The sequence below is a fragment of the Yersinia sp. 2545 StPb PI genome (genome assembly GCF_052217125.1).
GTDB classification, from domain to species: Bacteria; Pseudomonadota; Gammaproteobacteria; order Enterobacterales; family Enterobacteriaceae; genus Yersinia; species Yersinia enterocolitica_E.
On the sequence record NZ_JAZGPY010000001.1, the window covers coordinates 725,422 to 740,696 of the forward strand.

The following is a 15,275-nucleotide window of genomic DNA, read 5'->3' on the forward strand; positions in this document are numbered from 1 at the left end:
AGTGGCAGGATAGGTGGAGTTGTTCTTAACATACAACATACATTTCCCAATTCTACCGGCAAGTACATGGCTTTTCTTATTAATGATGATCTCAGCGAGTTATAATAAATTTTGAATGTAGTTATAGTGAACGCATATTTAAACTTTAAATAATTTATTGTCAATTTGTATTTTTAGGGAATGGCTGAGTGCGGTTTAAGTTTTTTTTTAATTCCGATATTAAAAAATGTACAAGCTACTATTGGCTATATTTTAAGATGTATAGCATCTTCCTTTATTTAATTTTTGGAGTAAAAAACTATATATCTGCTAATTTGTGGCGTATGTTGCCGCATTGTTGATCTTGAAATAGAATAAATGCTGTTTTTAGGGTGTTTGTTGTAGTTGTCATTAGGTGTGTTTAGGTGTCATCGATACGATTTAAATTTTTATGTTGAGAATTACCGAGATACCAGCAGATCTCCCAAGAGGGTTTATGAACAAATGCGTTATGGTGGTTATTCATAAAAAAATATCTTTTTCTCTTTAGCATTGCAATCTGAACTATCCAAGCATTTAGATAAGATAACTGAATTAATACTTAATGATTCATCTATTATTCTGGCTAAAAAAACACAAGTATTAAATCTGGTTTCAAAGCAGGATACACAACGCTATTGTGAACGCCATGTTCGGGATACTCAGGGTAACAAAAACATACATTATTTATTGTGTTCTTGAATGATAGTCAGGGTTTAGCTGCCGACGGTAAATTACCTGATAATAACCCAGGCATTATATATGGTAATTACAGTAATAATATAATTGACAATATAATCCAGAGTACTATTGGTTTACTGGAGGGAAAAGAGTTACAAGCTGAAAGTAATGCAATGAGTTACCCGGCCAGTGAGAACGCACTCATGGGCAAGGAACGCACCGTTATGTGTTATTTAAAGTTAGGTATTAACCCAGTGACTATAGCCCAGATAATCAAGCTCAGCATCAAAACGGTTAATGCACATAATAACTCAATAATGAAAAAGATAAAAATGGAAAAAGAATACAATCGTATCGTTTTCATATTAATGAGGCGTGTTTGTCGTAATCTAGATGGTGCCAAAATCAAGAGAGTTTTTTTGTCGATAATTTGGGACTTGTCGCTACGATGGTACAGCTCTCTTTTAACCTTCGTTCTGAATCCACCCGGACCGTACAGCATTATGCTGACGAGGTAAATTGATGGTTATCGGGGTAGGGAGGGGCGGATTTTTCTGGCAAATGCCAGGTTTGGCTGTATTAAAAATGATCGCCCAGTGATGATTTTCATAGGATTAGTCTTGCTGAGGCGAGCTGATTAAGTGATCAATATCAACTTATTGACCTATGTAATTGATTTTATACATTTATCACCTAGCTATACACTTAGCGTGGCTGACGCTGGAGAGAGTCAACTCCGTACAACCGAAACCGGATTGTTCTCGGATATCATTTTTTACTTGTATTACCAACTGCGTTGATAATCGTATTTTTCGCTGCACAGCAGTTTCTCATCGGTATAAATCTGCCACATACCTCTATTTTCTGGTACTGCATGTATCATTCAATGAAATTATATATCGATAAGTCATTTTTACGTTATTAACAGTTAACTGATTCATTGTGATAACCGTTAGGTTCCTCTTTATCCCTCTTTGTTGTGAAATACTCTGGCGTCAGATCACACTCTTAAAAAAATAAAATGTAGGACCATTCCTACAATGCATTTCGTGCAGTCTTGGTTTAAATTTCATGATGATTTTTAACGTGCTAAGGCACAAGGATTTTTTCTTACCTAACAAGAAACTTCTTATTCTTCAATGTGATGTTGCATTTTTTCTGAAATGCTAATAGTTACATTTTGTAACATTTAACCCATTGGTGTTACCTGGCTAATGTTTTTACACTGCCGCCACTGGGTATTTAATCGATATACTTATGTGTGTGAAAAATACCTGTCAGATACTGTGTTATGCCATCCTGCGAATGCGAAGGTTATCTACGAACAATTATTTTCCTTAATTTCATTGCCACGGTTTATTGGTGAGCGATGGCTATTGTTCCAGGTGATGCCGATTATTTTTACGCATCTTTTCAGGGGTGGATTTCCTAAATTCCCGTCCTCTAACAAGGAAAGTCAATGGCCTCGTCAAGCTTCCAAAATGAGATACCCAAAGCGCGTATTAATATTAAATTAGACCTCCACACCGGCGGTGCCCAGAAGAAAGTCGAACTACCTTTAAAACTTCTGGTGATGGGCGATTACAGCAACGGTCAGGAACAGCGTCCGCTGTCCGAACGTGAAAAGCTTAATATCAATAAAAATAATTTCAACAGCGTGTTGGCCGAGTTCCAACCGAGCCTGAAATTAACGGTGCCTGATACTTTGGCAGGGGATAATACCGATACCGCCGTATCTCTGACCTTCAACGACATGAAAGATTTCGAGCCGGAAAGTGTCGCCCGTCAAATCCCACAACTGCGTGCCTTGCTGGCAATGCGCAATCTGCTGCGTGATCTCAAGTCCAATTTGCTGGACAACGCCACCTTCCGCCGTGAGCTGGAAAACATCCTCAAAGACGAAGCATTGAGTGATGAGCTGCGTGCTGAACTGGCGGCATTGGCCCCCAAAGACTGTTAATCGCCGGATTGGCTGCTTGTAGAAAGAAGAAAAGGAACATGCTGATGTCTGTACTGGAAAACAGTGCGCAGAGTACTGCGACGACCGTATTAGAGAAAAACCGTCCCGTAGCCCAGGGGGTTTATGCCTCTTTATTTGAAAAAATCAACCTGAGCCCAGTCTCCTCATTGACGGGTCTGGATGCTTTCCAGAACAACGATACCATGGCGGATGCCACTACTGATGAGCGTGTCACTGCCGCCGTCAGTGTCTTTTTAGACCTGCTGAAGCAGTCGTCGAAAAAAGTGGAAAAGCTGGATAAAACCCTGCTGGATGGCCACATTGCGGCGCTGGATGATCAAATCAGTCGCCAGTTGGATGCGGTGATGCATCACCCTGATTTCCAACGGGTGGAGTCGACCTGGCGTGGCGTGAAATCCCTTATCGATCAAACCGATTTCCGTCAAAACGTGCGTATCGAACTGCTGGATATCAGTAAAGATCATCTGGTGCAGGATTTTGAAGACGCCCCTGAAATCGTGCAAAGCGGTCTCTACACCCAGACTTACATTCAGGAATACGACACCCCCGGTGGCGAACCGATTGCCGCCGCTATCTCCAACTACGAGTTCGACCGTAGCCCGCAAGATATCGCGCTATTGCGCAATATCTCCAAGGTCGCCGCGGCAGCCCATATGCCGTTTATTGGCTCAGTGGGTCCAGAGTTCTTTGGTAAAGAGAACATGGAAGAAGTGGCCGCCATCAAAGATATCGGTAACTACTTTGACCGTGCCGAATACATCAAATGGAAAGCCTTCCGCGACTCAGATGATTCCCGCTATATCGGCCTGACCATGCCGCGCGTGCTGGGGCGCTTACCTTACGGCCCGGACACGGTGCCGGTACGCAGCTTTAACTACGTAGAGCAGGTGAAAGGGCCGGACCATGACCGTTATCTGTGGACCAACGCCTCGTTTGCCTTTGCCGCCAATATGGTGAAAAGCTTCATCAAAAACGGCTGGTGTGTGCAGATCCGTGGCCCGCAGGCCGGTGGCGCGGTGACCAACCTGCCTATTCACCTGTACGATTTGGGTACCGGTAATCAGGTCAAAATCCCGTCAGAAGTGATGATCCCGGAAACGCGTGAATTTGAGTTTGCCAATCTGGGCTTTATTCCGCTGTCGTACTACAAAAACCGTGATTACTCGTGCTTCTTCTCGGCCAACTCTGCCCAGAAGCCTGCGCTGTATGACACTGCTGATGCCACTGCCAACAGCCGTATTAATGCCCGCTTGCCATACATCTTCTTGCTGTCACGCATTGCCCATTACCTGAAGCTTATTCAGCGCGAGAACATCGGCACCACCAAAGACCGCCGTCTGTTGGAGCTGGAGCTGAATAACTGGATCCGTGGGTTGGTGACGGAAATGACTGATCCGGGTGATGACTTGCAGGCTTCCCATCCGCTGCGTGATGCAAAAGTCACGGTGGAAGATATCGAAGACAACCCCGGTTTCTTCCGCGTGAAGCTGTATGCCGTGCCGCACTTCCAGGTTGAAGGTATGGACGTGAATCTGTCATTGGTTTCCCAGATGCCGAAGGCGAAAGCCTGATTGTCATCATTTTTCAAACTGCAGCATTGTTGGCTACGCCCATTCACCCCAGTCAATGACCGGGGTGAATGCCCTTGCCGTAATTTGAAATTTATCGGGCATGATTGTACGCAAGGAAGTACCCATGAAGATTGAACGTCCTCTGTGGACTCGCGGAGTTTTGATTTCCCCGCAGCAATTTCAACAACAGGCTTCTTGGGAGGCCTGGACCAATGAATGCATCGCACAAATGGGCGTCATGCATCCCTGGGGAGTCCTTCAGGCCACTTTTGCATTAGATGCATTGGCTCAGGGCCGCCTGAAAGCAGAACGTTTGCACCTTCGTTTTCAGGACGGTGTCCTGGTGGACACCGATTGTGCTGATGTGTTGCCCCCGACACTGACACTGGCCGCCAATCTGCCGCCGGAGGCCACCGAAGCCACGGTTATGCTGGCGATGCCACAACTGTATGCCAACGGGGGGAACTGTCTGCAACCCGATGAGCGGGGCGAACGGCCCGTGCGCCATCGTCAGGCCTGGCGCGATGTACAAAATCAGTATGGGGATGATAAAAAGCAGGTCGCGGTGATGTACCACCAACTGACCCTGCGGTTGGACAGTCAGGAAAACGGCGATTATCAGGTCTGCCCGGTGGCGCGTTTGCTGCGGGATGCGCAAGGTCGCTGGACACTGGACCCACGTTTTATCCCGCCTATGCTGAGCCTGCAGGCCAGTGCCTGGTGTGGCGAACAGTTGGAATTACTGATGGTGCAGCTTCGGGCGCGTTTACAGCGACTGATGGGCATGCGCCGGGAAAGCAATGCACGAATGGCCGATTTTGCTGTCGCGGATGTGTCGCTGTTCTGGCTGCTCAATGCCCTTAACAGCGCTGAACCGGTGCTGGGGAATTTTCAGCGTTATCCACAGATCCACCCAGAACGGCTGTATCAGGAACTGGCAAGACTGGCGGGCAGTTTGCTGACGTTTTCCCTTGAACACGAGGTGACAGCGATCCCAGCCTATCAGCATGAACACCTGACCCGCGTCTTTCCTCCCTTATTTGCTTTGCTGAATATTCTGCTGGAAGCCAGCCTCCCTTCTCGGGTGGTGGCGATTGAGCTGGAGCATGAACCGCGTATCAATCAGTGGCGAGCGACCCTGCGTGATCCTCGCTTGCGTGAGGGGGCCGATTTCTATCTGTCGGTACGTTCCACTCTGTCTTCAGCGCAGTTACAAACCCAGTTCCCGCAGTTGTGTAAAGCCGGAGCGCCGGATGATGTCGGTAATGTGGTGAATGTTGCACTGAGCGGGATCCCATTGCGTCCACTGAGCCATGTCCCTGCCGCCATCCCATTGCGCCTGGAAAATCAGTATTTCTCCCTTGATCTCAGCCACCCTGCTGCGAAGCAGATGATGGAGGCAGGGGCTTGTGTGTTCTATGTGCCTGGTACGCTGGGTGAGATCCAACTGGAATTGTTTGCGGTGTTGCGCGCATGAACCATCAAATAACTGAACACTCCCCTACGGGGAATATTGATGCATTACTACAGGATACCTGGCTGCAGGTGATCAGCCTGCGTCAGGGAATGGCCTGCTCCGAAGGTGAAGGGCAGGCATTTTGGCAACGCTGTGTTGCAGACATTGAACGTGTCCATCAGGCGCTGAAAGACGCCGGCCACAGCGAACAAAGTTGCCAGCACATCAGGTACGCACAATGTGCTCTGCTGGATGAAACTGTGAAAGGCCGCGGTGTACAGGATGATGCCTACTTTGTGTGGTGTCACTCGCCCTTGCAGGCGCATTTTTTCAACACTCTAGATGCCGGTAACCAGCTTTATGAGCAGATGCGCACCGTGTTGCGTGAGCCCGCACCCGATAGTGCAGTACTGACCTGTTTTCACCGGGTGTTGATGTTGGGGTTCCTCGGGGGATATCGCTCTATTGCGGTACCTGAACGGGAACAACTGGTCAGCCAACTGACCGCACGGGTACCGGCGTTCAGCTTTTCACCATCACGTGGGATCTTGGCAACTGCCTCATCCCGTAACCGTCTTGGGGTCTGGCTGCGTTACTGGCCAGTGCGACTGGGGTTGGCTGCGCTGATGGTCGCGCTGCTGTGGTGAGGTCTTGACCACTGGCTATCTGGTTTGTTACCGACATTGTTACCGGGGCCAATGTGATGAGTCCGCTGTGGCGATATGGGTTATGGCTATGGGCGGGTCTTCTGGCGGTCATATTGTGTCTGGCGTTCCTGCCTTTCTCTCTGTTAGTCGGCTGGCTTATGCTGTTGCTGGTTGCCCTTATTTGCTTGGTGGGAATAGGGCGGGCTAGACGTCAACCGAACATGGCATTCTCTGAACCGCTATTCTCCCTACCATCCGAAAATCCGCTTCCACCTGAAAACCACCGTTTACCGGTGGTGCTGGTCTGTGGTGATGGTCTGGCATCATTATTTGGCACCGAGAGGATGCTGCAGACTGCGCAAGGCTGCTGGCTGCGAGTGGATGAGATAAACAGCCTACAACTGTTTACCCGACAGCTTCTGTGGCAGCGGCCTGAATGGGCCTCTCAGTTGGCGGTGATGGTGGTGGTGAATCCACAGCAACGCAGCGATGAGCGCCTGCTGGCCACCGATCTGCAAGAGCTGCGCTGGCAACTGATGCAACTGCGTAGCGATAGCCGCCATCACATTCCCTTGCTGGTGAGTAGCACGGTGGCCACTTCGCTTACCGGTGATGTGGTTTGGCTGTCACACCAGCAAACTCCGCCGCTGACGCTCTGGTCAACCATCTCGACGCCGGGATCTCTGGCCGACTGGCAGCGCGCACAAAGCAATGTTGTACAGGCGGAACGACTGAAACAGACAGTGTTGTTCAGCTGCCATCATGACTGGCTGAAAGCACAAGTGCTCCCGGTGTTGCAGGCGCGCAATGAGGATGTGGCACCGGTCTCTGTACAGCAGATTATTCAGCAGCAGGTTGCTGGTCTGCCAGATATAGAGCAAAGCTCCCTCTGGCAACATTGGCTAACCGCCCATACCTCGCTGAGACAGGTGTCCGGTTGGCATCCACCGTCGACGGCTGCGCATGACGTCTTGCCTTTGCCAGATTTTGTCTTTTCAACACTTCCCCTCGGCAGTGGTGTGTCGTCACGTCGCCGGGTGCTGCGCCATGGCGTCACTTTACTGACCCTGGCGGCAATAGTGGCTTTGTGCAGCAGTGCCTGGCAAAACCGACAATTGTTGCACCGTGTGAGTTTTGATATTCGCCATTACCACAGCATAGCCATGACGGATTATGGCCCAAAAGCAAAAGCTGTTGAGGTATTACGCCATGATGCTGCACAGCTCAATGAGTGGTTCCGTAATGGTGAACCACTGCGTATGGGATTGGGGCTGTATCAGGGGGAACGTCTGCACCAGCCTCTACTCGATGCTGTTCAAGCCTATATCCCACCGCCAGCGATAGAGGAAGTGGGCGTAGCAACAACGGTACGCCTCGACGCGCTGTCGTTATTTGATACGGGCAAGTTCCAGCTCAAACCGGGCAGTACCAAAATGCTGGTCAACGCGCTTATCGACATCAAAGCCAAACCCGGCTGGCTGATAGTGGTTGCAGGGCATACCGATATTACGGGTGATGCCGACGCTAATCAGACGCTGTCACTTAAACGCGCAGAAGCACTACGCGACTGGATGCTCTCAACCAGCGACGTCTCACCCACCTGCTTTGCGGTTCAGGGCTACGGGGCGACACGCCCGATTGCAACAAATGACACTGCGGAAGGCCGTGCGCTCAACCGTCGTGTCGATATTAGTTTGGTGCCGCAGGTTGATGCCTGCAAAGCACCAGCCCCCAAGACTCATCAAATGATTGATGAGTGATTAACCTAGAAATGGAGAAGTAACCCATGGCAATTCCAGTATATCTGTGGCTGAAAGATGATGGCGGTGCGGACATTAAAGGTTCCGTAGATGTTAAAGATCGCGAAGGCAGTATTGAGATCGTGGCACAGGAACATAACCTGTATATCCCGACAGACAACAACACGGGCAAGCTGACCGGCACCCGTATCCATACCCCGTTCCTGTTCACCAAGGAAATCGATTCTTCCAGCCCGTACCTGTACAAAGCGGTAACCACCGGCCAGACCCTGAAATCCGCTGAGTTCAAATGGTATCGCATTAACGATGCGGGCCAGGAAGTGGAATATTTCAATACCAAGCTTGAGAACGTGAAACTGGTGAAAGTGGCACCGAAGATGCACGACATCAAGGATCCGGCCAAAGAGAAACACAATCACCTCGAAGCTATTGAGCTGCGTTACGAAAAAATTACCTGGACTTACAAAGACGGCAACATCATTCATTCCGATTCCTGGAACGAACGTACCACTGCGTAAGATCTTACAGCAGGCGGTTCGCCGTCTGCTGTTTTTGTGTTTTTAGCTGAGCATCGGCGCCTCGGTATTTCGCTAAACGCACTGACATTTTATCAGATGACCTTATGGGCCTCGGTTTATGGCTATGGGCGGTAGCGTGCCCGACGCCAGCTTCATCTGGCTATTTTACTTGCCATTTTGCACCTGGGCAGTGCTCGGGCCATCACGTACTGCGTGTACGCTCCGGGCCTTGCGCGCTGTCCGTGTTCAAACTGACGGCGACAATAACGCCAGTGAAACCGGCTAACGTATCAGGTTTCGCATACAAGGAAGAGAATTTATGACAACGCATTCAGCACACTTATTACGTCGGTTAAATCCCTATTGCGCGCAGGCACTGGCCGGTGCTGCAACCCTGTGTCAGACCCGTGCCCATGCCGAGATAACCGTTGAACATTGGTTGTTGAAACTGCTGGAACAGGGTGAAGGCGATATTACGGTGATTGCCCGTCGTTATGAGTGGGACATGGACAGCCTGTGGCAGGGGTTGCTGGCCCATCTGGATACTTTGCCGCGCACGGTGCAGGGCAAACCCCAGTTGTCAGCCGCGTTACAGCAACTGATCAAAAGTGCCTGGCTAGATGCCTCGTTGCAGGAAGATGCCGATGCGGTGCGCTCGGTTCATCTGTTATCTGCTCTGATAAATTCGCCATCATTATTGACCGCAGAGGCGGGATGGCCGTTGCTCAGCCTGAGCACCACCCAGTTACACCGCCTGTTACCTTTGCTGGACAGCCAATCCGATGAACGTCCTGAGGTGCAGCAGGCAGCGGCACTGGCAGACAGCCCGGTCAATCTGACCAATGAGGCAGCGACTACTACCTCTACCAGTGGCCAGCCGCAACTCAATGACGCCCTGCAAGCGGCGCTGGATAAATTTACCCTCGATGTTACTGCTAAAGCGAAAACCGGGCAGATTGACCCGATTTTTGGTCGCGACAGCGAGATCCGCCAGATGGTCGACATCCTGTCGCGCCGCCGTAAAAACAACCCGATTCTGGTCGGTGAACCGGGTGTGGGTAAAACCGCCTTGGTTGAAGGGCTGGCGCTGCGCATTGCCGAAGGTAACGTGCCGGATAGCCTGAAAACCGTCAGCCTGCGCACCCTGGACTTGGGCCTGTTGCAAGCCGGGGCTGGGGTCAAAGGCGAGTTCGAGCAGCGGCTGAAAAATGTTATCGAGGCGGTACAACAATCGCCAACACCGGTGTTGCTGTTTATCGACGAAGCCCACACCATCATCGGTGCCGGTAATCAGGCCGGTGGCGCAGATGCCGCCAACCTGCTGAAACCAGCACTGGCGCGTGGTGAACTGCGCACCATTGCTGCTACCACCTGGTCGGAATACAAACAGTATTTTGAACGGGATGCCGCATTAGAACGCCGCTTCCAGATGGTGAAAGTTGACGAGCCGGACGACGCCAAAGCCAGCCTGATGCTGCGCGGCTTAAAGGGCCGCTACGCCCAGCACCACGGCGTGCATATTCTGGATTCTGCTATTACCGCTGCGGTTACCCTGTCGCGGCGCTTCCTGACCGGTCGCCAACTGCCGGATAAAGCGGTGGACCTGCTCGATACTGCCGGTGCCCGCGTGCGGATGAGCATCGACACGCTACCGGTCGCGCTGATGGAAATTAACGCCGAACTGGCTGCATTGGCGATGGAGCAACAGGCCATCGAACAGGATTTGCTCCTGCTGCCGAGTATCGGTTCAACCCGCTTATCTGAGATTGACCAACGCCGCGCAGAACTGCTGGTTGGGCAGCAAACGCTTGAACAGCAATATGCAGCAGAGCAACGCCTCACCGCCCTGATTATCGACGCGCGTCAGGATATCGCCAACGCGGCACATCTGGCCAGGTTGCAGGAAGAGTTAAGTCAGATTCAGGGTAATGCGCCGCTGCTGTCGCTGGATGTTGATGTGCGCACGGTGGCGACGGTTATCGCCGACTGGACCGGCGTGCCGTTGAGCAGCCTGCTGAAAGACGAACAGACCGATTTATTGCAACTGGAAAACCACCTCGCGACCCGGGTGGTCGGTCAGGATGCGGCGCTGGTTGAGATGGCGCAACGCCTGCGCGCCGCCAAAACCGGCCTGACGTCCGAAAATGGCCCGCTGGGGGTGTTCCTGCTGGTTGGCCCCAGTGGGGTGGGCAAAACCGAGACTGCGCTGGCACTGGCCGACACACTGTTCGGTGGCGAGAAATCGCTGATCACCATCAACATGTCTGAATATCAGGAGGCGCACACCGTTTCTCAGTTGAAAGGTTCGCCACCGGGCTATGTCGGTTACGGTCAGGGCGGCATTCTGACCGAGGCGGTGCGCAAGCGCCCGTACAGCGTGGTGCTGCTTGACGAAGTTGAGAAAGCGCACGCTGATGTCATTAACCTGTTCTATCAGGTATTTGACCGTGGCTTTATGCGCGACGGTGAAGGGCGCGAAATTGATTTTCGTAACACCGTGATCCTGATGACCGCCAATCTGGGCAGTGATCATCTGATGCAGTTACTGGATGAACAACCGGAAGCGACCCATAGCGATCTGCATGAACTGCTGCGCCCGATCCTACGTGACCACTTCCAGCCCGCCTTGCTGGCCCGCTTCCAGACCCTGATCTACCGCCCACTGGATGCCACCGCGTTGCGTACCATCGTCGAGATGAAACTGGCACAGGTCGCTAAACGCCTGAACAAACATTACGGCTTGCACTGCTCGATTGAAGAAAGCCTGTACGACACGCTAGTCGCCGCCTGCCTGCTGCCGGACACTGGCGCGCGCAACATCGATAGCCTGCTCAATCAGCAGATTTTACCGGTGCTGAGCCAACAACTGTTAAGCCGCATGAGTGAGCAACAGCGCACCACCTCGCTGACCTTGGGCTGGGATGAAGCCGACGGCATTACCCTTGAATTTGAAGGAGGCGAAAAATGAATACCTCTCTCCTTGCTATTCGGTTTGACCATAGCCACCACAAACTGGTGGTCCGCGACAGCACGGCCTCTGTTGATGTACTGGGCTTTGAAGGTCACGAAAGTTTAAGCCAGCCGTTCTGTTACGACATTCAATTCACCAGCGCAGACAAGGCGATTGACCCGGCCACGATGCTGATGCAGGACGCGTCACTGACATTGGCGGCCCCGGTGGCCGAAGCCTTTGGCGTGACGGTTCAGCAGACCCAGCGGGTGATCCACGGCGTGGTGACCGGATTTAAACGCCTGTCTGCTTCAAAAGATGAATGCCGTTACGAACTGAGTCTGCAACCGCGGTTGGCTTTGTTGTCGCGCAGCCATCAGAACGGGATTTATCAGGACATGTCGGTGCCGCAGATTGTGGAAAAAATTCTGCGTGAGCGCCATGACATGCGCGGTCAGGATTTTGTCTTCACGCTGGCCCGTGAATATCCGCGCCGCGAGCAGGTGATGCAATACGGCGAAGATGACCTGACCTTTATCAGCCGCCTGCTGGCGGAAGTGGGGATCTGGTTTCGTTTTACCGCTGACCCCAAACTCAATATTGATGTGGTGGAGTTTTATGACGACCAGCGCTTTTACCCGACAGGACTGACACTACAGGCAGTGCCACCTTCGGGGATGCACGACAGCGGCGTGGAGTCGGTCTGGGACTTGTCCAGTGCTCATCAGGTGGTTGAAAAATCAGTCAGTACCGGCGATTACAACTATCGCACCGCCACTGCCGATATGACGGCCGGGGCCGATATCACTCGGGGTGATACCACCACCTACGGCGAAGCTTATCATTACGCCGATAACTACCTGACCGCAGGCAGCGAGGGGCGTGAGCCGGAAAGTGAAAGTGGGGCGTTTTATGCCCGCCTGCGCCATGAACGTTACCTGAACAATCAGGCGCGTTTTTCGGGGGTGGCCAATGCGGCGACACTGGGGCCGGGTCAGGAACTGAAAGTCACCGGAAACGATGTACCGGCACAGTTTGGTAAAGGGGTGGTCATCACCCGCATCACCAGCTATGCCCGCCGTGACCGCAGCTATGAAGTGCATTTTGAGGCCATCCCTTACTCCGAAGATTATTGCTTCCGTCCAGCACTTATCCGCAAGCCGACCATGGCTGGGACCTTGCCGGCGCGGGTGACCAGCACCACTGCGAACGACACTTATGGTCATATCGACAAAGACGGGCGCTACCGTGTCAATCTGATGTTCGACCGTGACAGTTGGGAGCCGGGTTACGAAAGCTTGTGGGTTCGTCAGGCTCGACCGTATGCGGGTGATACCTACGGCCTGCACCTGCCGCTGCTGGCGGGCACCGAAGTGGCGATTGCGTTTGAGGATGGCAACCCGGACCGGCCGTATATTGCCTCTGTGTTGCACGACTCGGCGCACGGCGACCATGTCACCATCAGTAATTACAAACGCAACGTACTGCGCACTCCGTCGAATAATAAACTGCGCCTTGAAGATGAACGAGGTAAAGAGCACATCAAGCTCAGCACCGAATACGGCGGCAAAAGCCAACTGAACCTGGGGCATTTAGTTGATAACGAGAAACAGCCTCGGGGTGAAGGTTTTGAGCTGCGTACCGACAGTTTTGGTGCATTGCGTGCAGAAAAGGGCCTCTTTATCAGTGCCGACGGTCAGGCCAAAGCTCAGGGGCAGGTGCTGGAGATGGCGCAACCTATCAGTCTGATGAAAGGTGCACTAAACCAGATGACGGAATGGGGAAGCATTACTCAGACGCATCATAATTTCCCGCCAGAGAACAGCAGTTTGAAGCAGCTTTTGACTGACTCAACCCAGCTTAAAGGTCCTGTCTTGCTGATGAGTGCGCCACAAGGTATTGGCGCGGTTACGCCAGAAAGTCTGTTGCTGCAAAGTGGCAAAGCAATGTATCTGCAAAGTCAGGGGGAAATAAACCTGACCAGCTCTCAGCGATTTTCGGCAAATGCCTCCCAAGCGGTTTCTCTGCTTTCACAACAGGAAGGGATGCGGCTGGTCTCAGGCAAAGGGCCATTAGAAGTTGAGTCACACGGCGATGTACTTTCCCTGACAGCATTAAAAGATGTCACTGTCCAGTCAACTCAAGGGCATCTGCAATTGACCGCCAAGAACGGCATTACACTGGGGTGCGGTGGGGCATATATCCGTTTAACACCACAGGGTGAAATTGAAATCCACGGGCCAGGACTATTAAGCCTCAAAGGGATGCATAAAATGGAGTCCCCGGCGAGCCAGGATTTCCCATTGCCAGAATTACCCAATTCGGTGTGTAAAGAGTGCCTTAAAAAGGCACAGGCACTCGCGCAAGGCTTTGTGCCAAGGAGCGCATAACAATGAATAACGAGCAGGTTATTAAGTGGGTTGAATTAATTGAGTCATCCTGTAGCGATTTAAAAATAAAACACATCGATATGATTATCGATCAGGCGGGAAGTGACTTTTCGTTGCTCCCGACACTCACAAACTTTGAAACTGCCATTCAATGGGACTCTCTGTTTAAAGACCTTCCTGAAGAAATACTTTTGGAGGATGCGCCGTTGTTGATCCGTATCGATCTCGACAATACGCTACAGCGGCAATGGATGATTGAATTGGCCATGCAGTTAGCCGGGACAGGGCAATTATTAATGCTCTGTTCGGTCTGGCCCTTCGCCAGTCTCGCTGATTACTTAACTCGCTGTACTAACGTGGTCTGTGGCAGCCAGGAGGGGATTTTTCGGTTCTATGACTCCCGAATTTTTCCTTTGCTATTTTCGCATATTCTCGATGCCAACCAGCAAGCTCATCTTCTGCGCCCGGCTATTTTTTGGAGCTGGCTGGACAGAGATAACCAACCCCGTCAAATCGCAGGGAATGGCGCATTGCTCAAACGTGAGGAGGAGATATCTATGCTGATCCTCGACGACAGGCAACTGGAAAATTTAATGTGTGTCTGTGACGTGAATCTATTACTCAGACACCTCACTGTTCCAGATACCTTAATAATGGGGCAGGAAACAGTGTTCTCTGTTTGTTACGAGGGAATGATGGCGGCCACGGAGGCAGGGTTATTGATGGATGACGAAAGGGACGATTTCGTCAAGCAACGCCTCTTGGGAACAGTGACATGAAACTCAACAAACTCAGCCTGCTGGCGGGGCTGTTTCTGCTCTCAGCATGTACCCAGCCCGGAGCTGAAGCACAGGGCGGCGGGGGCGGCACCATCGAAGCCATCAATCACACTCATTGGGCTATTAATAACTTCAGCGTCGATGGCCAGTCGGGCATCGACATTATCGGCCCTTATCAGGGCGGTGGCGGCGGTTGCTGTTATGGCGTCTCTGGGCCATGGCGACCGGGAATGACCGTCAGAGTTGATTGGGAAACAGGGGTGGGTGATATGGACGGGTTTCCAGGTTATGACAAGTGGGATAAGTATCTGGAATGGGAAAAAAAATGACGTCTCAAAACCGTCAGCATAGCAAGGTTGTGCCTGTACCCGATTATACTGGGCAAAAAACCTGCGGTATCACGGTGCACTTTATGCCTTGTGATGAGGTAAAAGTCACCACTTCCTGTGCCACCTACAACAGCCCTAATTACCCGATTAAAGAACCGTTGAAGATGCCGGAGCCTAAAGTATGTCCGAAATAAG

Annotated in this window: 10 protein-coding genes and 1 pseudogene; all 11 read left to right on the forward strand. The window is 51.5% G+C overall.

What is annotated here, in order from left to right; all coding sequences use genetic code 11:
- Positions 1–902 precede the first annotated feature (902 nt).
- The 11 genes and pseudogenes from V1955_RS03095 to V1955_RS03145 all read left to right on the forward strand — a co-directional run bounded on the left by V1955_RS03095 (position 903) and on the right by V1955_RS03145 (position 15,274).
- On the forward strand, positions 903–1,217 hold the full coding sequence (locus V1955_RS03095) for a helix-turn-helix transcriptional regulator (RefSeq protein ID WP_442821414.1): 315 nt from the start codon (positions 903–905) through the stop codon (positions 1,215–1,217).
- Positions 1,218–2,158: 941 nt separating this feature from the next.
- A complete protein-coding gene (tssB, locus tag V1955_RS03100) occupies positions 2,159–2,659 on the forward strand; it encodes a type VI secretion system contractile sheath small subunit (protein WP_083162567.1) in 501 nt (166 codons plus the stop codon).
- Between the two features lie 38 nt (positions 2,660–2,697).
- Positions 2,698–4,251 carry a type VI secretion system contractile sheath large subunit gene (tssC, locus tag V1955_RS03105; RefSeq protein ID WP_442820506.1) on the forward strand — a complete coding sequence of 518 codons (1,554 nt, stop codon included), beginning with the start codon at positions 2,698–2,700 and terminating at the stop codon, positions 4,249–4,251.
- 124 nt (positions 4,252–4,375) lie between these two features.
- Positions 4,376–5,728, forward strand: a complete 1,353-nt coding sequence (tssK, locus tag V1955_RS03110) for a type VI secretion system baseplate subunit TssK (RefSeq protein WP_050292348.1) — start codon at positions 4,376–4,378, stop codon at positions 5,726–5,728.
- Complete coding sequence (tssL, locus tag V1955_RS03115) at positions 5,725–6,354, forward strand: type VI secretion system protein TssL, short form (RefSeq protein ID WP_442820507.1); 630 nt, start codon at positions 5,725–5,727, stop codon at positions 6,352–6,354. Before tssK ends, tssL begins: the two co-directional genes overlap by 4 nt.
- A gap of 56 nt (positions 6,355–6,410) precedes the next feature.
- The gene (locus tag V1955_RS03120; RefSeq protein WP_420073478.1) at positions 6,411–8,114 is read left to right on the forward strand and encodes an OmpA family protein; all 1,704 of its coding nucleotides are present in this window, start codon (positions 6,411–6,413) and stop codon (positions 8,112–8,114) included.
- A 26-nt stretch (positions 8,115–8,140) separates the two neighbouring features.
- Positions 8,141–8,632, forward strand: a complete 492-nt coding sequence (gene hcp / locus V1955_RS03125; RefSeq protein WP_004711812.1) for a type VI secretion system effector Hcp — start codon at positions 8,141–8,143, stop codon at positions 8,630–8,632.
- A gap of 319 nt (positions 8,633–8,951) precedes the next feature.
- Positions 8,952–11,600, forward strand: coding sequence for a type VI secretion system ATPase TssH (gene tssH / locus V1955_RS03130; RefSeq protein WP_442820508.1), 2,649 nt, complete (start codon positions 8,952–8,954; stop codon positions 11,598–11,600).
- Entirely contained in the window at positions 11,597–13,972 is a 2,376-nt protein-coding gene (gene vgrG / locus V1955_RS03135) for a type VI secretion system tip protein VgrG (protein ID WP_442820509.1), read from the forward strand. The genes tssH and vgrG overlap by 4 nt, the downstream gene beginning before the upstream one ends.
- Positions 13,973–13,974: 2 nt before the next feature.
- Positions 13,975–14,751, forward strand: coding sequence for a DUF4123 domain-containing protein (locus tag V1955_RS03140; RefSeq protein WP_129198225.1), 777 nt, complete (start codon positions 13,975–13,977; stop codon positions 14,749–14,751).
- A pseudogene (locus V1955_RS03145) lies at positions 14,748–15,274 on the forward strand (DUF3304 domain-containing protein). Before V1955_RS03140 ends, V1955_RS03145 begins: the two are co-directional and overlap by 4 nt.
- Position 15,275 lies beyond the last annotated feature (1 nt).